Origin of the sequence: Rhizobium sp. Root491 (assembly GCF_001427205.1) — a bacterium.
Classification (GTDB): Bacteria; Pseudomonadota; Alphaproteobacteria; order Rhizobiales; family Rhizobiaceae; genus Agrobacterium; species Agrobacterium tumefaciens.
The window spans coordinates 34,714-56,432 of sequence record NZ_LMFF01000016.1 but is presented as its reverse complement, the minus strand read 5'-3'; the positions used below and the strand labels follow the sequence as shown (position 1 = coordinate 56,432).

The window sequence follows — 21,719 nt, the reverse complement described above, 5'->3', positions numbered from 1 at the left end:
AGACGATCGTTCAGAGGCCGAGTTCTCCGCCCTGATATATGTGCGAGTTTGCAAGACGATGCCTCGGAAAACTCAATCGTTGATCATTGCTTGCGGGTAGCGTACCCCTTCAGAAAAGCCAGCGGCAAAAAAAGACCCGAGACCTTCTCGAAATGGGGCAATGGCCAGTTTCTCTACTCAACCTCTATCTTCAATTTGTGAATCGCAAGTCCAAGCGGACGCGTATCCTCACTTGATGGCTTCAGGGAATGTGGAGATGTAAAAAACTCGGGTCTAAATTCGAAGAAGATTGTCGGGGGAGATTCATCATTCTGGTCCCTTCGCAGCAAGTGTAAAGGAATGATCAATTCCCGATCGCCGCGTTTATTTTTGGATGTAAATTTCCACTCGGCAACATTGGTACCATCGACCAGAACGGCAACAGTCTGCTCTATCTGTCTGCCAAGTAAGAGAGCATCGACATCAAATATCAGTCTAATGGCCGTTTCCGGTACGAATGGAATTATCAAGGACATCGTATGGCGTTCGCCCAGGCCCCAGACGCCCCAGTCTTCAACTTCCGCCCATCCGTCTTTCAAATAAGTTTTTAAAAGTCGGGGGGGAACCCAGGCTCCTACCGACAAATCATGAAGTCGCTTAATTCGCCAATTGTTGAATTTATCGGAGGATGCCCGTGCCTTTCGCACTATCGCACTGCCGCCGCTGTCCGCTAATGGTATCAAACATTCAGGCTTGTCTGAAAAGAACTCGTCAGCTGCATTCTCGGCGCCGTCCCAATGCAAGCTCGAATAATCATGGACAACGATAAAACCACCTTCGACCATTCTTGGGTAGAAATAGTTCAGCGCACTCATCATCGGATTGTAAAGGTCGCAATCAAGATGAACGACGGAAAACGTTAGGTTGTCCGGAACTTGCGTAGCCGACTCTGGAAAATACCCTTTTACGTAGACGACGTTGTCCTCGCCTACAAATTCCCGCACCGTTTCAAGACTGGTATCGGAAAACTGCAAGGGGATCGATGAATCAATGCCCTGGATATCTTTGGGATCGAAGCCTTCGAACGTATCAAACAGATATGCAGTACGCCCCAGCGCCCTTGCGAAATTCGCCAATATATAAGATGTGTTTCCCTTATATACTCCAAGTTCAGCGATATCACCCGATATATTTTCTTTTTTAATTTGATCATATATGAGGCAAAACGTGAAGAAGCGGTTCATGTCACGTTTATGATGCTCTTCATTGTGAGTAAAGCCGCTCGACAATGCTTTGGGATCGAGCTGATCCTCTATCTTTTTGTACCTGTGAAGATTTACGGAATAGCGATGTGGAACAGTTGAGTAAAAATCAGTCGGCCATGATTTTTCAAGCTCCGCCTCACGAGAACTTTGAAACAAACTTTTCAAAAATTTCGAACCAAAACTCATCCGCGCCCCACAAAAATTAATATTACGTCGATCAGAGAATACTGGTCAGGCGATTATATAATTTCTCATTTCGGAACCGAACTTCGGTCCGACTCTATGAGCCCGAAAAGTAATCTGCATTAAGAATTGGACGACGCCCGCGCTGCTTGGCGTATTGGTACGTGTTTAGTGCCGTCTACGACCACTAATGCGCGACCTTGGGAATTGTTCCCAGAACGAGCTGAGGCTCGTGACGAGCGGCAGCATCGCCCACAATTTTTGACCTAGCGGTCGTTCGCATCGGATAGCGTTAAGCGATCCGAATTCAACCGTTCAAGCCCACCAGCCTCATCGATTTCGGTCTAGAGAAACCGTGTATTCTTCAGCGTTAGGGTTGTGGTCGAATTTCTTCGCCTTGTTAAAAACTACACGCTCGCCTTTTTTTCAAAGGATCTGCGCGGTATAATCAATCGAGACGTCTATTATCTTCTCGCCGTGATAGTGACCGAGAGTCATGAACATTGGTGCTGCTCGATGAAAAACTATCACAGAATTTTACCCTAGTAAGCGAGCGTAAATAGTTGAATTTCTACAAAAAAGCGATGACATCAGGGTCTCGCATCTTTGCCGTGGCCCCGATGATCGATTGGACGGACACGAGGTGCAGATTTCTGCACCGGCAATTGTCGAAGCGTGCGCTGCTTTATACGGAAATGATCGTTGCCGACGCCATCATCCATGGACAGCGCGACAGGTTGCTCAACTATCATACTCAGGAACATCCGGTCGCACTGCAACTCGGTGGGTCGGATCCGGTAAAGCTTTCGGAGGCGGTGCGGATCGCCGGCGATTATGGCTATGACGAGATCAACCTCAATGTCGGCTGTCCTTCGGACCGGGTGCAATCCGGCACTTTCGGCGCATGTCTGATGCGCGAGTCCGAGATTGTCGCGCAATGCGTGACGGCGATGAAGGCCGTTGCGAAGGTGCCGGTCACGGTCAAATGCCGCATCGGCGTGGACGATCAGGAGCCGGAAGCCGTGCTGCCGGATTTTCTTTCGCGGGTAGTGGCGGCGGGCGCAGATGCGGTCTGGATCCATGCGCGCAAGGCTTGGCTGCAAGGGCTTTCGCCGAAGGAAAACCGTGAGGTGCCGCCGCTCGATTATGATCTCGTCTATCGCATGAAGCGGGAAAATCCTGACATCTTCATCGGCATCAACGGCGGTATCTCCGATCTCGATCAGGCAAGCCTCCATCTGCAGCATATGGACGGCGTGATGCTTGGCCGTGCGGCCTATCACAATACGTCCATCCTTGCCGATGTCGACCATCGCATTTATGGCGAAGAGGCCCGGCAAGCTGACTGGATGGGGCTGCGTGATGCGATGATGGCCTACACCGCCGAGTACATCGCCGCCGGCGGGCGCCTCAACCACGTTACCCGCCACATGGTCGGCCTGTTTCAGGGCATGCCCGGCGCGCGCCGTTTCCGGCAAATCCTTTCCAGCGACGCCACACGACCGGGCGCTGGAACCGAGGTGATCGAGGCGGCGTTCGCGGCAGTCGATTTCAACCCCGCGAAAGAAATGGCTGGCTGAGCCAGTCAGACCAATTTCTGCAATACCTGTGCGCCGTTTGGTGCATTGACCTTGCCGCCGGTGATGAAGAAAGCGAAGACATCGCGAGGGGTCTTCTCTACTTTTCTATCGGGAGCGATCAGCGGCAGGTCATCCGGAACACCGCCCGCCGCATAGGTCTTGACCCGTTTTGCCCAATGGTCAATCTCGGCCTTCGGATAACAGGTCTCGATATCGTCTTCGCCCTTTTGCAGGCGGCAATAGACGAAATCGGCAGTTACGTCAGGCAGCATCGGATAATCGTGATGGTCGGCGCAGACGACCGCGACCTTGTGTTTGGCGAGAAGATCGATGAACTCCGGCACCTGAAATGTCGGGTTTCGCACTTCGACCACGTGGCGAAGGCTGATGCCGTCCTGTTTTTCGGGCAGCAATGCCAGAAACGCCCCGAAATCCTCGGCGTCGAATTTTTTAGTCGGCGCGAATTGCCAGAGAATCGGGCCGAGATGGTGGCCGAGCTCCGTCAGTCCCTGCGTCAGGAACTTCGTCATGGATTCACCCGCCTCGGCCAGGACCTTGCGGTTGGTGACGAAGCGGCTTGCCTTCAGGGAGAAAACGAAATCCTCAGGCACGTCCGCCGCCCATTTGGCGAAGGTCTCGGGTTTCTGGCTGCTATAATAGGTGCCGTTCACCTCGATCGCCGTCAATTGCCGGCTGGCATGTTCCAGTTGGCGTTTCTTCGGCAGTTTTTCCGGATAAAACGTGCCTTCCCACGGCTCGAAAGTCCAGCCGCCGATACCGGTGCGGATCGTGCCTGATGTCGACATATACTGTTCCTCCTCGGGCTATCGGCCTTACGTACCCTTGCTGCGAAAGGTGCGGATTACTCCGCAGCCTCGCGTTTTCCGGCTGGCCGGCGTTCCAGAAGTTCCTTCAGGAAATGGCCGGTATAGGAGCGCTCGTTCTTGACGATGTCTTCCGGCGTGCCGGTTGCCACCACTTCGCCGCCGCCCGTGCCGCCTTCGGGGCCAATATCTATGATCCAGTCGGCCGTCTTGATGACTTCGAGATTGTGCTCGATTACCACGACGGAATTGCCCTGATCCACCAGCGCCTGCAGCATTTCCAGAAGCTTGTTGACGTCGTGGAAATGGAGACCCGTCGTCGGCTCATCGAGAATGTAGAGCGTGCGGCCGGTGGAGCGTTTCGACAGTTCCTTGGCGAGCTTGACGCGCTGCGCCTCGCCGCCGGAGAGCGTATTGGCCTGCTGGCCGACCTTGATGTAACCGAGACCGACATCGAACAGCGCTTGCAGCTTGTCACGCACGGCCGGAACGGCGGCGAAGAATTCAACGCCTTCTTCCACCGTCATATCAAGCACGTCGGCAATGGACTTGCCCTTGAAGGTCACGTCCAGCGTCTCGCGATTATAACGCTTGCCGTGGCAGACGTCGCAGGTGACATAGACATCCGGCAGGAAGTGCATCTCGATCTTGATGACGCCGTCGCCCTGGCAGGCTTCGCAGCGGCCACCCTTGACGTTGAAGGAGAAACGGCCAGGTGCATAACCGCGCGCCTTCGCCTCCGGCAGACCGGCGAACCAGTCACGGATCGGCGTGAATGCGCCGGTGTAGGTGGCGGGGTTTGATCGTGGCGTGCGGCCGATTGGCGACTGGTCGATATCGATCACCTTGTCGATGAATTCGAAACCATCGATGCGGTCATGCTCGGCCGGAATTTCGCGCGCGCCCATCACCCGGCGTGCTGCCGACTTATAGAGCGTCTCGATCAGGAATGTCGATTTGCCACCACCCGACACGCCGGTAACGGCGGTGAAAACGCCAAGGGGAACGGCCGCAGTCACATTCTTCAGGTTGTTGCCGCGTGCGCCAAAAACCTTGATTTCGCGGCCCTTCTTCGGCTTGCGGCGTTCTGCCGGCACGGCGACGCCGAGTTCACCGGATAGATATTTGCCGGTCAGCGACTTCGGATTGGCCATCACCTCCTGCGGCGTGCCTTCGGCGATGACCTGACCGCCGTGAATCCCGGCGGCAGGGCCGATATCGACAACGTAATCCGCCGTCAGAATGGCATCCTCGTCGTGTTCGACGACGATCACCGTATTGCCGATGTCGCGCAGGTGCTTCAGCGTGTCGAGCAGGCGGGCATTGTCACGCTGATGCAGGCCGATGGACGGCTCATCCAGAACATAGAGAACGCCGGTGAGGCCGGAGCCGATCTGCGAAGCAAGCCGGATGCGCTGGCTTTCTCCGCCGGAAAGCGTGCCGGAATTGCGTGACAGGCTGAGATAATCCAGCCCGACATCGTTGAGGAATCGCAGACGTTCGCGGATTTCCTTGAGAATGCGAACCGCGATCTCGTTCTGTTTGGCGTTCAGATTTTCCGGCAGCGTCTCGAACCAGTCGCGTGCCATATGGATCGACATCTGGGTGACTTCGCCGATGTGCATCCTGTTGATCTTGACGGCGAGCGCTTCCGGCTTCAGGCGATAGCCGGCGCAGGCCGGGCAGGGTGCCGCAGACATATAACGCTCGATTTCCTCGCGCGCCCAGGCGCTGTCGGTCTCTTTCCAGCGACGCTCCAGATTGGGAACGATGCCTTCGAAATTCTTCACCGTCTTGTAGGAGCGCGCGCCGTCCTGATAGTTGAACTCGATCTTGTCGTCAGTGCCCTGGAGAATGGCGTGCTGCGCCTCTTTCGAAAGGTCCGTCCATTTGCTCGACAGCTTGAAACCGAAGGCCTTGCCCAGCGCCTCCAGCGTCTGGTTGTAATAGGGGGAAGACGACTTGGCCCAGGGGGCGATCGCGCCATCCCGCAGGGTGCGTGCAGGTTCGGGCACGATCAGGTTTTCGTCCACCTTCTGCTGCGAGCCGAGACCGTCACAGGTGGGGCAGGCGCCGAAGGGATTGTTGAAGGAGAAAAGCCGGGGCTCGATTTCCGGGATGGTGAAGCCGGAGACCGGGCAGGCGAATTTTTCCGAAAACAGCATACGCTCGTGAGTCTCATTGAGCGATTTGTTTGCGGAGCCGCCAGCCGAGGTTTCTTCCGGCGGCAGGGGCTTGTCGGCAAATTCGGCCACTGCCAACCCGTCGGCGAGCTTGAGGCAGGTCTCGAGACTGTCGGCAAGGCGTGCTGCCATATCCGGGCGCACGACGGCGCGGTCCACCACCACATCGAGATCGTGTTTGTACTTCTTGTCGAGGACGGGAACGTCAGCGATCTCGTAGAACTGGCCATCCACCTTGACGCGCTGGAAGCCCTTCTTCATCAGCTCGGCGAGTTCCTTTTTATATTCGCCTTTGCGGCCGCGCACGATCGGCGCGAGAATATAAAGGCGCGTGCCTTCCTCGAAGGCAAGAATACGGTCGACCATCTGGCTGACCGTCTGGCTCTCGATCGGCAGGCCCGTCGCCGGCGAGTAGGGCACGCCGACACGCGCAAACAGCAGGCGCATATAGTCGTAGATTTCCGTGACCGTGCCGACCGTGGAGCGCGGGTTCTTCGAGGTGGTTTTCTGCTCGATGGAAATCGCCGGGGAAAGACCCTCGATGCGGTCTACATCCGGCTTCTGCATCATTTCGAGGAACTGGCGCGCATAGGCCGAGAGGCTCTCGACATAACGGCGCTGGCCCTCGGCATAGATTGTGTCGAAGGCAAGCGACGACTTGCCCGAGCCGGAGAGCCCGGTCATGACGATCAGCTTGTTGCGCGGTAGATCCAGATCGATACCCTTGAGGTTATGCTCACGGGCACCACGGATGGAAATCGTCTTCAGTTCACTCATGATAAAGCTCGGACAAAATTAACAGGCCTGATGGCGGCGCGTCCTTATGTAGTGACGCAACCGGACGTGTCGAGGTTTATTCCCTATCGATCGATGGCTTTTCGGCTCACTTGACTCGAATTTCGTGATTTAATAGAACAAAAAAGGAACAAATTGCAAGTGCGAATATACTCTCTGAGAAAGTCGGGATTATTCGCTGTGGATTGTTCCCCGTTGCGGTGCCCTTTGCGGGCGGCGATGGTTATTGTGTGCGGGATTTTTTGAAATGCAATTGCCGGTCACGATGGCTGGCGGACAGGATGACGAGATGGCTGGTAGCGTAAACAAGGTAATTCTGATTGGGAACGTTGGCGCCGATCCCGAAATTCGCCGGACGCAGGACGGCCGTCCGATCGCCAATCTGCGTATCGCCACCTCAGAGACGTGGCGGGACCGCAACAGCGGCGAGCGCAAGGAAAAGACAGAATGGCACACGGTCGTCGTTTTCAACGAAGGTCTGTGCAAGGTTGTCGAACAATATGTGAAAAAGGGCGCCAAGCTCTACATTGAAGGCCAGCTGCAGACGCGCAAGTGGCAGGACCAGACCGGTAACGACCGTTACTCCACCGAAGTGGTACTGCAGGGCTTCAACTCCACGCTGACGATGCTCGACGGTCGCGGCGAAGGTGGCGGCGGCAGCCGCAGCGGTGGCGACATCGGCGGTGGAGATTATGGCAGCGGCGGCGGTAACTACGGTGGCGGTTACGACCAGCAGCCGGCGGCCCGCGGCGGTGCCTCGCGTGGCGGCAGCCAGCCTTCCGGCGGCTTCTCCAGTGACATGGACGACGATATCCCGTTCTGATCGGGACCGTGATTGACGGGGCGGGAGCCGGTCGAAACCGGTTGCCCGCTTCAAGGTCGCGAAGACCTATGCCGCGGCTTTGTCCGCCAGCATCGCAACCATGACATCGGACTGCGAAAGAATACCCACCATCTTGCCGTTGGCGTCGATCACTGGCAGGTAATGCAGCCCTTCCTCCGCAAAGCGGATGATTGCTTCCTCGATCGCCGTTTCCGGCTGCACGGTTCTAACAGGCGATGTCATGATATCCTTGACTGTATCGTTGGGTGCGCTTGTGCCTGAGAGAATAAGGCGCAGGCGCTGCAGGAAACCGATTGAAGGGCGGCCGTTTCTCCAGCTAGCCTTTTCAAGAAAATCCGTCTGAGTGACGATGCCAAGGATTTCGGCCCTGTCGTTGGTCACGGGCAGCGCCTTGAAATGGTGGTTGCGCATCAGTGAATGGGCGTGGCGCAGGCTATCATCCGGGGCGACGCCGACCACATCGCGTGACATGACGCTGGCGCAATCGAGGTGGAGGGCGCGGCGGCGCCAGGAGCGCAATTCCGTCTTGCGCAAAATCATCTCCAGCACATCGCGATCAATATCGAGAACCTCGTCATATTCCTTCAGCACCTCGTCCAGATCGGCTGAGGAAAAGCCGATTTTCTGTATCGGCGTCGGGTCTGCCGTGCCGTGGCTGGCCTTTCCCAACCTCAGGCCGTGCGGATAGGCGCGGCCGGTGGCATTGTTATAAACGAGCGCGAGGATGAGAAGGATGAGCGAGTTTCCGGCGACCGGCCAGAGAATAAAGCCATAGCCGAGACTATGCACGGCGGGGCCGCCGAGAACGGCCGTCAGCGCCACCGCGCCGCTTGGCGGGTGCAGGCAACGCAGCGCCATCATGGCAGCAATGGCAAGGCTTATGGCAAGCGCGCTGGCAAGGAAAATATCCGGAACGAGTAAAGCCACCGTCACGCCCACGAAAGCCGACACGATGTTACCGCAGAGGATCGACCAGGGCTGCGCAAGGGGGCTGGATGGCACGGCGAATAAAAGCACCGCCGAGGCGCCCATCGGCGCGATCATGGCGGGCAGGGTAGGGTCTAAGCGGAAAGCAAGGCTGCCCAGAAGTCCCGTCAGCGAAATGCCGACGAAGGCGCCCGCCGCAGCGCGCAGCCTTTCCCGGTTACTGACGGGAGCGGCATCCGGGATGAGGCGGCGCAGCGTGGATCGCATGGAGAGAGCTTTCTGGTGCGGAAAAAAGATGCGCGTCTTTTAACCGAGGCAGGAGCCGGATTCAAAGGGCGGATTTTTCGCAAATCCGGCCGGTTGCGGCATTTTGTTGCGAACCGATGGTCGTCAGAATGCGAAGGCCGATTTTATGCCGTCCACTACGAACTGCACGGAAAGCGCGGCAAGAAGGACGCCGAGCAGCCTTGTCAGGATCGCGCGGCCGGTATTGCCGAGAAAACGGTCCATGCGTTCCGAGACGATCAGGGTGGCGTAGACGAGGGCCATGGCGAAGGCGAGGATGAGAATAAGCACGACCATTTCGAGCGTCGTCTTCATCGTTCCCGCCAGGAGCACGGTCGCGGAAATGGCGCCAGGCCCGGCGATCAACGGCAAGGCGAGCGGAAAGACCGCCAGATTGTGCAGATGGTCCTTGGTGATGGCAATCTCCGAGGTCTTTTCCTTGCGCTCCTGGCGTTTCTCGAAAATCATCTCGAAGGAAATCCAGAACAGCAGCAGGCCACCGGCGATGCGGAAGGCACCGAGCGAAATGCCGAGAAGGTTGAGGATGGTGAGACCGAACAGGGCGAAGATGGCGAGAATGCCGAAGGCGATGATTGAACCGCGCAGGGCCACCTGGGCGCGCTGGTCGCGCGTCATTCCAACCGTGAGTGCGAGAAATACGGGCGCGAGACCGGGCGGATCGAGCGTGACCAGAAGTGTTGTAAGCGCGTTGATGAGCGTTTCGCTGCTGGCCATTCTTTCCCCGCCTGTTCTGTTTTTAGGCCGGAGCCTACGCAAGTCGTACTCGCTTTGAAAGGGAGCGGCGTCGCTTTTGCCAACCTAAATGGCGAAAAGCGGGGTATGTCTTGCAAATGACGCAAAAGACTGTTCAAAACTCGCCGGGAAATTGGCTTAACGTGGCTGTTTCCGCTATAAAAATCCATCCGATTCTTAACAGAGAATGTGATCCGTTTTGACTGACCAGAGCCCCCCCGGCGGCGGAAAACTTCCGCCAGGCATTGAACCGATTTCCATCATTGAGGAAATGCAGCGGTCCTATCTCGATTACGCCATGAGCGTTATCGTTTCCCGCGCGCTTCCCGATGTCCGTGACGGTCTGAAGCCGGTTCATCGCCGTATTCTTTACGGCATGTCCGAACTCGGCATCGACTGGAACAAGAAATACGTCAAATGCGCCCGCGTCACCGGTGACGTGATGGGTAAATTCCATCCGCACGGCAATGCGGCGATTTACGATGCGCTGGCGCGCATGGCGCAGGACTGGTCTCTGCGCCTGCCGTTGATCGACGGACAGGGCAACTTCGGCTCCATCGACGGCGATCCGCCGGCGGCCGAACGTTACACCGAGTGCCGTCTCGAAAAGGCAGCGCATTCGCTTCTCGACGATCTCGACAAGGAAACGGTGGATTTCCGCGATAACTATGACGGCACCTTGCATGAGCCGGTCGTCATTCCCGCGAAATTCCCGAACCTTCTGGTCAACGGGGCGGGCGGCATCGCCGTCGGCATGGCGACGAACATTCCGCCGCACAATCTTTCCGAAGTCATCGACGGCTGTATTGCCCTCATCGACAATCCGGCGATCGAGCTGCTTGAACTGATGCAGATCATTCCCGGCCCGGACTTCCCGACCGGCGCGCTCATCATGGGCCGTTCCGGCATTCGCTCTGCCTATGAGACGGGTCGCGGATCGGTCATCATGCGCGGCCGTGCGACCATCGAGCCGATGCGCGGCGACCGCGAGCAGATCATCATCACCGAGGTTCCCTATCAGGTGAACAAGGCGACGATGATCGAGAAGATGGCCGAACTGGTCAAGGAAAAGCGCATCGAGGGTATTTCCGACCTGCGCGACGAGTCCGACCGCCAGGGTTATCGCGTCGTCGTCGAGCTGAAGCGTGACGCCAATGCCGAAGTCATCCTGAACCAGATCTATCGCTACACGCCGCTGCAGACCTCCTTCGGCTGCAACATGGTGGCGCTGAACGGCGGCAAGCCGGAACAGATGACGCTGCTGGACATGCTGCGCGCCTTCGTGTCCTTCCGTGAGGATGTCGTCAGCCGCCGCACGAAGTATCTGCTGCGCAAGGCGCGCGACCGCGCGCATGTGTTGGTCGGTCTGGCGATCTCGGTTGCCAATATCGACGAAGTCATCCGCGTCATTCGTCATGCTCCCGATCCGGCTTCGGCCCGTGAGGAGCTGATGACGCGGCGCTGGCCGGCGCAGGATGTGGAAAGCCTGATCCGTCTCATCGACGATCCGCGCCACCGCATCAATGAAGACGGCACCTACAATCTCTCCGAAGAGCAGGCACGCGCCATTCTCGAACTGCGCCTTGCCCGCCTGACGGCGCTTGGCCGCGACGAAATCGGCGACGAGCTGAACAAGATCGGTGCGGAAATCAGCGAATATCTCGAAATCCTGTCTTCACGGCTGCGCATCATGCAGATCGTCAAGGATGAGCTTATTGCCATCCGCGACGAGTTTGGCACGCCACGTCGGTCCGAGATCGTCGAAGGCGGTCCTGACATGGATGATGAAGACCTCATCTCCCGCGAAGATATGGTCGTCACCGTTTCGCATCTCGGCTACATCAAGCGCGTGCCGCTGACCACCTACCGGGCACAGCGTCGCGGCGGCAAGGGCCGTTCCGGCATGGCGACGCGCGACGAAGATTTCGTCAACCGTCTCTTTGTCGCCAATACCCATACGCCGGTGCTGTTCTTCTCCTCGCGCGGCATCGTGTACAAGGAAAAAGTCTGGCGCCTTCCGATCGGTACGCCGCAGTCGAAGGGCAAGGCGCTCATCAACATGCTGCCGCTGGAACCAGGCGAGCGCATCACCACCATCATGCCGTTGCCCGAGGACGAAACGACCTGGGAAACGCTCGATGTGATGTTCTCGACGACGCGCGGCACGGTTCGCCGCAACAAGCTCGGCGATTTCGTGCAGGTCAACCGCAACGGCAAGATCGCCATGAAGCTGGAGGAGGAGGGCGATGAAATCCTCTCCGTCGAAACCTGTACCGACCAGGATGACGTATTGCTGACGACGGCACTCGGCCAGTGCATTCGCTTCCCGGTGGACGATGTCCGCGTCTTCGCCGGCCGCAACTCGGTTGGCGTGCGCGGTATCAACATGGCGGATGGCGACCGCATTATCTCCATGACCATTGTGGGCCATGTGGAAGCTGAACCGTGGGAGCGTGCGGCCTACCTCAAGCGTTCGGCCACCGAGCGGCGTGCCGCCGGGGTCGATGAGGAAGATATCGCACTGGTTGGCGAGGAAGTCGCGGAAGAAGGCGAACTCAGCGAAGAGCGTTATCAGGAACTGAAGGCACGCGAAGAATTCGTGCTGACCGTCTCTGAAAAAGGCTATGGCAAGCGTTCTTCGTCTTACGACTTCCGCACATCGGGTCGTGGCGGCAAGGGCATTCGCGCCACCGATACCTCGAAGACGACGGAAATCGGCGAACTCGTTGCGGCCTTCCCGGTGGACGAAGGCGACCAGATCATGCTGGTTTCCGATGGCGGCCAGCTGATCCGTGTGCCGGTAAACGGCATCCGTATCGCAAGCCGCGCCACCAAGGGCGTGACGATCTTCTCCACCGCTAAGGATGAGAAGGTGGTTTCCGTGGAACGTATCAACGAGCCTGAAGGCGACGAAGAGGCGGAAAACGGCAATGGCGAAGATGTGGCAGACACTCTGCCGGATACGCCAGAGGCACCGGAGAGCGAGGCGTAAGCCGCCTCGTTTCTTCATTGTCAATCAACAAAAACCCCGCGGTGCAAAGGCTCCGCGGGGTTTTTCTTTGTCTCGTCCGGTTATGTTCGGTTTCTCAGCGGATCCGGATATGGACCGGTGCACGCCCGGAGCGGCGGCCGACATGAAGGTGGATATTGGCTTCCGGCTGATTGGCACGCCAGGCGCGCGCGCCATGCGACAGAAGCAGGCTGACGAGATCACGCGTCTTTGCCTTGGAGCGGTTAAGACCGAGATCGGCAATGCGCATTGCCGCCTCGTGAATGGGATGCAGAACCGACAGACTGCCTTGCCCGTTGCCAGACGCAATGTCCGAATAGTTCTCGTTAACTGCCATCTTGGAAAGCCTCGCTACACATTACACAATTCGAGGAGACAGGCGATGTTTCAACAAATAAGCCACCGCCTGCGCGAACGTCGATTACTGGAGTGACGCCCAGCAGCTGACGCCTTTCTTTTTCAATGCATTGCATGCATTTACCGCGGCGGCTTGGCCGTCGAAGCCGCCGAAGCGGGCGCGGTATACCTGGGAGCCTTCTCTGCTGAAGGCCACCGTGAAGGGTTTTGCGGACCGAAGGGCGGCGCCGCCTTTTTCCTGCGCATTCTGCAACAGGCCACGTGCCGAGTTTTCATCCGGCGATGCGCCAATCTGGATCACCCAGCCGCCCTGCGGAGCTTCAGCCTTTGCCGAAACGGAAGGGGTGGAGGGCACAGATGCCGGTGTGGAAGCGGTGACGATATTGTCCACCTTGGTCGAGTTGGTAATCAACTTGCGGTCAGGCGCGACGGCCACCTGAGAAATAGGATCCTTGCCCTTCTGCCAGGTGGCGGCTTCCATGGCCTTTACGGCCGCATTGGACGAGGAGCCTGCAAAGGCAGTAACCGGCGCGTCCTCGTAACGGGTCTGCGGTACGGGGCCGGCATGGGGCAGGCCGGAATCTGTCGCAGCGACAGCTGCGGACGGAGCCGCGACTGCCACAGGTGGAGCAGCAACAGCCACAGCGACTGGCTCTTCGACAGGTGCCGATCTCGTCTGCGCAATCAGGTTGCTGTTGCCGCTGCGGGAGGCCTGCGGCAGGTAGGTCGCAACAAGCTTGCGCATGGTGGCGTCACGGGCAGCGCTCGAGCGGCCGCCAAGAACGACGGCGACGATGGAGCGACCGTCTAGCTGTGCCGATGTTGCAAGATTGCTTCCGGCGGCACGGGTATAACCTGTCTTGATGCCGTCTACGCCGCGAACGGTTCCCACGAGACGATTGTGGTTGCCGATGACCTGCTTGCCGAAATTGAAGGTGCGCGTGGAGAAGTAGCCGTAATATTGCGGGAAATGCTGTCGAAGGGCGATGCCGAGGCGGGCCTGGTCACGCGCCGTCGTCATCTGCGCCGTGTTAGGCAGGCCGTTGGCGTTACGATAGGTCGTGCGCGTCATGCCGAGCGCACGGGCCTTGGCGGTCATCATTCTGGCAAAACGGTCTTCGGAGCCGCCGATATATTCACCGAGTGCGGTGGCCATGTCGTTGGCGGAACGGGTGACGAGCGCAAGAATTGCCTGCTCGACCGTGATGCTGCCACCGGCGCGCACGCCGAGCTTGGAAGGAGGCTCCTTGGCGGCGTTGGCCGAAACCGGCACCTTGGAATCGAGCGAAATGCGCCCGGAATTAAGCGCCTCGAACGTAAGATAAAGCGTCATCATCTTCGTCAGCGAGGCAGGATAGCGCAGGCCATCCGGATCTTCGCCATAGAGAACCTTGCCGGTCTTGGCATCAATGACGATGCCCGCATATTTCGGGTCCGCCTGTGCGGTGCCAACGGATGTTGCGGTTATGAACGCCGCAGCAAGGGTCAACGCAACGAACCTTACCAAAGACGTCGCACCCGCTTTGCGCGAATCTGCCCCAAATAGACTTTTCAACACTGCTGAACTCTTCAATCGCATATTTCTGTTCCGCTCGGACGCGCCCCGCCCGAGTGCTCCGGGAAGAAACTTTATCGGGATGGCGTTACCAAGTGGTTTATGAAAGGTATCCACGCTCCATAAAATGCGACTTTTCGGGCGCAATCTGTCTCACGCCTTTTCACGTATTTCAGTCTTTTACGAGGCGCTGCTCGATGTAGCGTTTCACGCCTGCGTCGAGTTCTTTCCATTGCGGCAGCAAGGTTGCGGAGAATCGGTAGAACAGGCTGAGGTCCTGGCCGGCGTGGATGTCCCTCTGGCAGTCGCTGCCCGTCGACGCCTGCTGGGTTTGCGGCAGAAGGCAGCGCACGACATAGTCGCTTTCGCCTACGCGCTGCCCGGTCAATATTACTTCCTTGCCGTAACCTGCGTCGGCACGCAGGCGGTGCAGTGTGAGGCCGTGTTTCAGCGGCACAGGCTCTCCTTCCGTCAACCGGGCATAGATCGGCCCGAAACGGCCGGACATGTCCTCAGACATCGTGCTTTGCGATAGCTGGACGAAAATAAGCCCTGCTGCCTGCGCCGGATCATCGAAAACAGCGCGATTGGAGTCTTCATATCCCTTGAGATCCGGCCAGGTGAGATAAAGATCGGCCCGCTCTCGCTCTCCATCATGGCGGTCGGAAGGTACACGCAGCGTGTTTTTCGCAAGTTTCAGCCGGTCATTGCCGATTGTGATCTCCACCGCATCGGTTGCTGTTGTATGGCCCGCCTGAAGGATCCGCTCGCCGTACCATTTAACGCCGATATTAAGGGCAGCAACAAAGCATATAATAATGACGGCAATGATGACGGCGCGCCGTATCAGGGAGGATGAAAGCAGGGGGGCTTCGTTGTGCATGAGCTTCCGACTTGTTCTTACCACTGGACGCGTTTTCCACACTGAAAACAGACGGGCAAAGCTTTAACCTGCGGCGATCGCCATTGAAATGCTGTTTTGCCGCTGCTACCTGATAGGATGCAAGCAAAGGACGGCATATGGCAGCGCGCGACAGATATTCCCGGAAACTCGAATGTTCCAAATGCGGTCATCAGGGTTTTGCCGAGGTGTCGGAATCGGATGAGAAAGACCGCCGTAACCTTGATTTTCGCGTTGATGAAATGCCGCGTGGATTCCGCACCGAGCGTGCCTCGGTCGATCCAACGGAATTCATGATCCGCTGCGGTCAGTGCGGTAACATATTCCGTTTCCTGCAAAAAACCGCCTATGCGCCGGGAGGCGAACCGCGCGTCAAGGCCTGAACGGAAGGTACCGGGATGACTGTACCGCAACAACCCAATGGGGCGCCGCCTAGGCGCAAGCCAATCTGGCCGTGGATCGTGCTGCTGGTGCTGACGCTTTGCGCCATCTATTCCTACAATCGCGCCAACGAGATCATTATGGAGTTTTCCGACACGTTACCGCCGGCGCTGCTGAACCTTTTCGAGGATATTTTCCGGGGCGGTTTTCGGCACGGCGATGGCGGACCGAGCATCGGTGTCTAAACCATAAAGCAGGTAACGCACACCCAGCCTTTATCCGCCGGTCGCAGTTTTTCGGTAGTACAAAAGAAAAAAGCCCCGCAAACGGGCGGGGCAGGTTGATCGCTCGGGGAAAGTTGGGCAATGCCCGGGAGCGATGCGGCTATATAAATGACAATATTACTGACGCGATAGGCCACTTCCGTCCCAAACAGTACGCCGACGCATAAAATTTGCTCAAGCAGGAAGAATTTAGGAATATCAACTGACCAAATCTGTCAGGCAACTTGACAGAAGGTCGTTTTATTCTTCGATTGCCTCGAATTGCACATATTCGCGCCTAACATAACGGGACATGAGCAGACGCATGGATAAATCCGGAATCTTCTTCGTGGCGCTTTTACTGGTGCTTGTGGCAATCGTGCTGAGTCTGGCGCTATTCCACTCGCCTCAGCAAAGTCCGGCACTTCCTTCGGGCGAGGGGTCTCTGCTGCCGCCGGCAACAACACAAGGACAATGAGTTGCTGACGGATGCGAAGAGGCTGTGCGCGCGTGCGCCATCGGGATTGACGGCCTTTTTCAAAACGCTATAAAGCCTCACCACCGATGGATGGGTGTCCGAGTGGTTTAAGGAACCGGTCTTGAAAACCGGCGTGCGTGAGAGCGTACCGTGGGTTCGAATCCCACCCCATCTGCCATAAAATTCCAAACAGACAGTTTGAAATCAAGAGAACCGGCAGCGTTAGCGACGCGGTGTACTTTAGCTTGGAAATTTCTTGTATCACCGAAATGAAGAAACCCGCCTGTCGGCGGGTTCCGTTGATTAATGTATTAGAGTTCTGGACAGCCGCGTTCGTTCGCGAATGTGATGCGCTCCGGTCCTCGGCGGGTGAAGCCCTGGACGACGACGCGACCGGGGGTGACGCGCACGATTTCGGGGTCGCGCAGGCCTGCCTCGCGGGCGGCGGCGCGGGCTTCGCGTTCGCCGCAGCCACGCATGCGCGGAGGTCCTCGTCGGTCCATGTCGCGGTCGCGATCACGTATAACCGGGCGAACGCCGTCTGGGCCGATCCGCAGCTCCATGTCCTGCGCACTTGCGTGAATAGGGGCGGCAATGGACACCAACGCGATGCCGAGTGCCAGGCCGGCGGTTTTTATTGACTTGATCATGTTCCCTCACTCAGCCGAAAACCGGCGGAAGCTCGTGTGTTTGCGAGGAGAAAACGCGGTCGGGCTTCGTTTGTTCCTTGAGCAGGAGACATCTCAAGACGGCGCGGTTACAGGCCCATCAGGCTTCTAATGCTGCGGAAAAGACATAAATCGTTAACCACGTTCATTACAATTTTATCGAATTTGCAGAAGTCGTTCGCATTTTTGCCACGTTATGCACAAGATTAAGCGACTGTTAGGTGCTTCGATGGCAGGGGCATGCATCGAGGCAAATGAGGGTGCGGTTCTTCGAGCCTGCAAGCAGCGTGGGGCAGACGATTTGAAATCTACGGTCAAGAAACTCGGCATCAACGCCAGATCGGGCGTGAAGTGGCTTGCAATTTCCGTGCTTTGCGCCGCGACAGCCTCGTGTTCCACCACCTCTGAGACCAAACCGAAGCAGAAGCGCAGCAAGGAATATTTCTCCGAATCGGAATATGGCGTCAAAGCCAGCCCGCGCGTGGCCGACGGCCAGAACATTCCCAAGGGCGGCGGGCGCGAGCTTCTCGGCAATGCCTATACCGTCAAGGGCCGACGCTATTTTCCGAAGGAAGAGCCGGGTTACAACAAGACCGGTCTTGCCTCCTGGTATGGTTCCGCCTTCCACGGCCGTCTGACGGCAAATGGCGAGGTCTATGACAAGGAACATCTTTCCGCTGCGCATCCGACATTTCCCCTGCCGAGCTATGCGCGCATCACCAATATGGAAAACGGTGCATCGGTTCTGGTGCGCGTCAACGATCGCGGACCCTTCCATGAAGGTCGCCTGATCGACGTTTCAAGCAAGACCGCAGATCTTCTCGACATGAAGGGCACTGGAACGGCGAATGTGCGGGTGCAATATGCAGGCCGCGCGCCGCTTGATGGGCACGATATGCCTTATCTGATGGCGTCCTATGTTCCGAAGGGCTCTCGTTCTCCGGGTGTTGCGCCGGAAGGGCAGATCGCGACTGGTGTCATGGTGGCTTCGGCTTCGCCGAATTTCGTGCCGGCCCCGACATCCAACCCGAATTACGGTGCTTCGACGCAGACGGCGCTGGTTGGCACCAAAAAGAATGCAGCGCTCCAGGCCATGCCGCTGGTCAACGGCCCCGCACCGGCCTTCGAACAATTTGCAATCCTGCCGGAAATCGGTCCGTTCCTGGCGGAACGCCCGGAAGGCAATTTCACGCGTGAGCCGGCAGCACCTGGCGGCAACTATCTGCGCGTGCCAACGCCGTCGTCCAAATATGCAGCGGCTTATTCCGAGGAATCCTCTGCTGTTTCGAGAACCTCACGTGCGTTCGACAGCGTGCTCGTCGATCGCGGAGCGCTCAATGAGGATTCCATACTTGCCCATGTGAAGCGTCAGCAGGCGAAGACGCGCTGACGGGTTGAAGAGTTTATGGCTGACTTGCGTTTTCGTCGCGAGCGGCGGGTTGCGGCAGGGAAAGCTGGGCGGTTTCATGCACAAGGCCATTCATCGTTCTTTTCTCCCGGTCGCGGCAGCGCTCGCATTTGCGTTTTTCGGTAACGGTCCGGCGAAAGCGCAAACGCAAACAGCACCTTTCATCGCCAAGGCCGAACAGGCCTATATGATTGATGCCGAAACCGGCACGGTGCTGCTTTCCCAGAATGAAAATCAATCCTTTCCGCCCGCTTCGCTTGCCAAGCTGATGACTGTGGAGGTGATTCTGGATGCGCTGGCCAAAGGGCAGGTAACGCCCGAGACAGCTTATCCCGTTTCTGAATATGCCTGGCGCACGGGTGGTGCGCCGTCGCGGACCTCGACCATGTTTGCAGCGCTGAAATCCTCCGTCAGCGTCAACGATCTTCTGACGGGAATTATTGTGCAGAACGCCAATGATGGCTGCATCATTGTCGCCGAAGGCATGGCAGGGTCCGACTCCGCTTTCGCCAAGCGCATGACGGTGAGAGCCGGCGAACTCGGCATGAACCGCAGTGTCTTTGCCAATTCGACGGGTCTTCCCGATCCGGGCAACCAGACGACCGCGAAGGATATGGTGCTTCTCGCCCAGCATCTGCGCGATACCTATCCCGATCGCTATGGGCTTTTCACCAAGCCGGATTTCGAATGGAACCGGATTTTCCAGCGCAACAAGAACTCTCTGCTGGGTAACGGCATAGACGGTCTCGGGCTTGGTTTTGCGGAAGGCAGCGGTTTCGCAGCTGTCGTTTCGGCCGAGCGGGAAGGCCGCCGGGTCTATCTGGCGCTTGGCAGCATCGCCGACGACAAGACGCGCCAGGACGAAGCACGCCGGGTGGTTGACTGGGGGCTGACGGCCTTCGAAAAACGCCATCTTTTTGCAAAGGACGAAGCTGTAGGTTCGGTCAGCGTCTACGGTGGCGATGTCTCGCATGTAGACCTGTCGCCCCGGGAAGATGTCAGCGTGCTGGTACCGGTGAATAATCCCGAGCGTATTTCCGGGCGGATCGTCTATCGCTGGCCGCTCAATGCACCGCTCGACACTGGTGCGAATGTCGGCACACTCAAGGTTTTTTCGGGCGAAAGACTGTTGCGGGAAGTGCCGCTTTACACGAGAACGGCAGTCGGCAAGGGCACGTTGACCCAGAATGCAGCCGGGGCGCTCAAGGAATTGCTGCTGTTCTGGCTCTGATGCCTATCCCGCAAGCCGCAACTTTCCCTATGCTTTTGTTCAGACACCGGATTTTCTGAAAAGCGCTTCACACTTTTCGGTTCGATGCTGTAAACAGGCATTTCGATATTTCTGAGAATTCCTCACAGGACGTGACATTGGCCGAAAAGACCGGATTGTTCATCAGCTTCGAGGGCGGCGAAGGCGCTGGCAAGTCGACGCAGATTCGCACGCTTGCCGAGGCGCTTCGCGACCGTGGTTTCGATGTGATCGTGACCCGTGAGCCGGGCGGTTCGCCGGGGGCGGAGGCCGTTCGCCATGTTCTGCTGTCGGGTGCTGCCGAATCCTTCGGCGTGCGCATGGAGGCAATCCTGTTTGCGGCAGCGCGCAACGACCATGTCGAGGAGGTCATTCGCCCGGCACTGGAACGTGGCGCAATCGTGCTTTGTGACCGGTTTCTTGATTCCTCACGTGTCTATCAGGGTACGACCGGCAATCTGGAGCCGGATTTCATCGAGACGCTGCAACGCGTTGCTATTGATGGCGTCGTACCGGAACTGACGTTGATCTTCGATATCGCCGCCGAAAAGGGCCTTGCCCGGGCCAGAAAGCGTGCGGATGAGGGTGCCGCACCGGACCGTTTCGAAAAAGAGGAAATCGAGACCCACGAGAAGCGGCGTGAAGCCTATCTGGATATTGCGCTTGCCGAGCCGCGTCGTTGTCGGATCGTCAATGCCGATCAGCCGGAAGAAAAAGTGACGGAAGACGTCATGTCATTTGTCGAGCCTTTGCTCGAGCGGCTGGAGACTGCGGCGGGCACGGCGCATGAGTGAGGTTCAGGGCGTTCTCGACGGCGCAATTGCGCCGCAGCAGAACACGAAGCTTTTCGGCCATGGCGAAGCGGAGGCGTTTCTTGCGCAGTCCTATCGCTCCGGCAAGGGCCACCATGCGATCCTGATCGAAGGCCCTGAAGGCATTGGTAAGGCAACACTCGCTTTCCGTTTCGCCAACCACGTACTTACCCATCCCGATCCAGCCACAGCACCGGATTTCCTGGCCGATCCCGATACGGAATCGCTTGTCAGCCGGCAGATAACGTCGGGTGCGTCGCATAATCTGCTGCATCTGACCCGCCCGGCGGATGAAAAGACCGGCCGCGTGAAATCCGCCATCACGGTGGATGAGGTGCGGCGGGCAGGGCACTTCTTCTCGCAGACCTCGGGCACCGGCAATTGGCGTATCGTCATCATCGATCCGGCTGACGATCTAAACCGCAATGCCGCAAACGCCATTCTGAAAATACTGGAAGAGCCGCCAAAGCGGGCGATGTTCCTCGTTTTGTCGCATGCGCCGGGCAAATTGCTGCCGACAATCCGCTCGCGCTGCATGCCGCTCCGTCTGCTGCCGCTTTCGGATGCGGATATGGTGCAGTCGCTCGATCATCTCGGTATCAGCCCGGCTGGCGAAAAGCGGGATGCGTTGCTTTCCGCCTCCAAGGGCAGCGTCGCGCAGGCGTTAAAACTGATGAATTATGGCGGCTCCGACATTGTGGAGGCGCTCGCCTCCGTCATGACGGCCGAAGGGCCCGGTGCACGCAAGCAGATGCACAAGCTTGCCGAAGTTCTGGCACAGAAGGATGGCGATATCGTTCTCGGCTTCTTCATGGAGCACGTGACGGAGGAGTTGATGGCGCGTGCAAGAGCGGCGGCGATGGCCGGTGATATCTCGGCGGCAGAGAAACATGCGCGCCTTTCGTCGACGCTTTCGGAACGAATTACCGTGGCGCAGGCCTATAATCTCGACAAGAAGCAGATGGTGCTTTCCATTCTGGAAGATGTTCGCGGCGTGTGAGACCCAAGAGATCGTACGG

The 21,719-nt window shown here is 57.8% G+C and carries 18 protein-coding genes and 1 tRNA gene; 10 read left to right on the top strand and 9 right to left on the bottom strand.

Features of this window, described 5'->3' with window-relative positions; all coding sequences use genetic code 11:
* Positions 1-173 precede the first annotated feature (173 nt).
* The gene (locus ASD46_RS18755) at positions 174-1,430 is read right to left on the bottom strand and encodes a TylF/MycF/NovP-related O-methyltransferase (RefSeq protein ID WP_244434349.1); all 1,257 of its coding nucleotides are present in this window, start codon (positions 1,428-1,430) and stop codon (positions 174-176) included.
* A gap of 581 nt (positions 1,431-2,011) precedes the next feature.
* Between ASD46_RS18755 and dusA the strand changes: the two genes are divergently transcribed.
* Positions 2,012-3,007, top strand: coding sequence for a tRNA dihydrouridine(20/20a) synthase DusA (dusA, locus tag ASD46_RS18750; RefSeq protein ID WP_029658764.1), 996 nt, complete (start codon positions 2,012-2,014; stop codon positions 3,005-3,007).
* Between the two features lie 5 nt (positions 3,008-3,012).
* On the opposite strand, the gene ASD46_RS18745 is transcribed toward dusA, so the two are convergent.
* A complete protein-coding gene (locus ASD46_RS18745; RefSeq protein ID WP_013636107.1) occupies positions 3,013-3,813 on the bottom strand; it encodes a DUF72 domain-containing protein in 801 nt (266 codons plus the stop codon).
* Positions 3,814-3,869: 56 nt separating this feature from the next.
* Positions 3,870-6,791 (bottom strand): excinuclease ABC subunit UvrA, encoded by a 2,922-nt coding sequence (uvrA, locus tag ASD46_RS18740; protein ID WP_025593451.1) that lies wholly within the window; start codon positions 6,789-6,791, stop codon positions 3,870-3,872.
* Between the two features lie 265 nt (positions 6,792-7,056).
* Here uvrA and ASD46_RS18735 point away from each other — a divergent pair, with 265 nt between their 5' ends.
* Complete coding sequence (locus tag ASD46_RS18735; RefSeq protein WP_003515262.1) at positions 7,057-7,632, top strand: single-stranded DNA-binding protein; 576 nt, start codon at positions 7,057-7,059, stop codon at positions 7,630-7,632.
* A gap of 66 nt (positions 7,633-7,698) precedes the next feature.
* On the opposite strand, the gene ASD46_RS18730 is transcribed toward ASD46_RS18735, so the two are convergent.
* Positions 7,699-8,847 (bottom strand): HPP family protein, encoded by a 1,149-nt coding sequence (locus ASD46_RS18730; RefSeq protein WP_035198238.1) that lies wholly within the window; start codon positions 8,845-8,847, stop codon positions 7,699-7,701.
* 123 nt (positions 8,848-8,970) lie between these two features.
* Complete coding sequence (locus tag ASD46_RS18725) at positions 8,971-9,600, bottom strand: MarC family protein (RefSeq protein WP_003515260.1); 630 nt, start codon at positions 9,598-9,600, stop codon at positions 8,971-8,973.
* A gap of 217 nt (positions 9,601-9,817) precedes the next feature.
* Here ASD46_RS18725 and gyrA point away from each other — a divergent pair, with 217 nt between their 5' ends.
* On the top strand, positions 9,818-12,610 hold the full coding sequence (gene gyrA / locus ASD46_RS18720; protein WP_025593447.1) for a DNA gyrase subunit A: 2,793 nt from the start codon (positions 9,818-9,820) through the stop codon (positions 12,608-12,610).
* A 94-nt stretch (positions 12,611-12,704) separates the two neighbouring features.
* Here the strand turns inward: gyrA and ASD46_RS18715 are convergent, their stop codons facing one another.
* The 3 genes from ASD46_RS18715 to ASD46_RS18705 form a co-directional block, all read right to left on the bottom strand.
* Positions 12,705-12,965, bottom strand: coding sequence for a hypothetical protein (locus tag ASD46_RS18715; protein ID WP_003515258.1), 261 nt, complete (start codon positions 12,963-12,965; stop codon positions 12,705-12,707).
* 84 nt (positions 12,966-13,049) lie between these two features.
* Positions 13,050-14,564, bottom strand: a complete 1,515-nt coding sequence (locus ASD46_RS18710; protein WP_003515257.1) for a D-alanyl-D-alanine carboxypeptidase family protein — start codon at positions 14,562-14,564, stop codon at positions 13,050-13,052.
* A 148-nt stretch (positions 14,565-14,712) separates the two neighbouring features.
* Positions 14,713-15,423, bottom strand: coding sequence for a hypothetical protein (locus ASD46_RS18705; protein ID WP_025593445.1), 711 nt, complete (start codon positions 15,421-15,423; stop codon positions 14,713-14,715).
* 137 nt (positions 15,424-15,560) lie between these two features.
* Between ASD46_RS18705 and ASD46_RS27820 the strand changes: the two genes are divergently transcribed.
* From ASD46_RS27820 to ASD46_RS18685, 3 genes are all read left to right on the top strand, one after another.
* Entirely contained in the window at positions 15,561-15,824 is a 264-nt protein-coding gene (locus ASD46_RS27820) for a hypothetical protein (RefSeq protein ID WP_003515255.1), read from the top strand.
* 15 nt (positions 15,825-15,839) lie between these two features.
* Positions 15,840-16,067, top strand: coding sequence for a hypothetical protein (locus ASD46_RS18695; RefSeq protein ID WP_025593443.1), 228 nt, complete (start codon positions 15,840-15,842; stop codon positions 16,065-16,067).
* Between the two features lie 584 nt (positions 16,068-16,651).
* Positions 16,652-16,741: transfer RNA gene (locus ASD46_RS18685), tRNA-Ser, on the top strand.
* 133 nt (positions 16,742-16,874) lie between these two features.
* Here ASD46_RS18685 and ASD46_RS18680 read toward each other — a convergent pair.
* Positions 16,875-17,213 carry a hypothetical protein gene (locus tag ASD46_RS18680; protein ID WP_003515252.1) on the bottom strand — a complete coding sequence of 113 codons (339 nt, stop codon included), beginning with the start codon at positions 17,211-17,213 and terminating at the stop codon, positions 16,875-16,877.
* A 319-nt stretch (positions 17,214-17,532) separates the two neighbouring features.
* Between ASD46_RS18680 and ASD46_RS18675 the strand changes: the two genes are divergently transcribed.
* The 4 genes from ASD46_RS18675 (at position 17,533) to ASD46_RS18660 (ending at position 21,700) form a co-directional block, all read left to right on the top strand.
* On the top strand, positions 17,533-18,621 hold the full coding sequence (locus ASD46_RS18675) for a septal ring lytic transglycosylase RlpA family protein (RefSeq protein ID WP_025593441.1): 1,089 nt from the start codon (positions 17,533-17,535) through the stop codon (positions 18,619-18,621).
* A 76-nt stretch (positions 18,622-18,697) separates the two neighbouring features.
* Positions 18,698-19,870, top strand: coding sequence for a D-alanyl-D-alanine carboxypeptidase family protein (locus tag ASD46_RS18670; RefSeq protein ID WP_025593439.1), 1,173 nt, complete (start codon positions 18,698-18,700; stop codon positions 19,868-19,870).
* Positions 19,871-20,007: 137 nt separating this feature from the next.
* Positions 20,008-20,682, top strand: a complete 675-nt coding sequence (gene tmk, locus ASD46_RS18665) for a dTMP kinase (RefSeq protein WP_003515249.1) — start codon at positions 20,008-20,010, stop codon at positions 20,680-20,682.
* A complete protein-coding gene (locus ASD46_RS18660; RefSeq protein WP_013636095.1) occupies positions 20,675-21,700 on the top strand; it encodes a DNA polymerase III subunit delta' in 1,026 nt (341 codons plus the stop codon). Before tmk ends, ASD46_RS18660 begins: the two co-directional genes overlap by 8 nt.
* Positions 21,701-21,719: the final 19 nt, after the last annotated feature.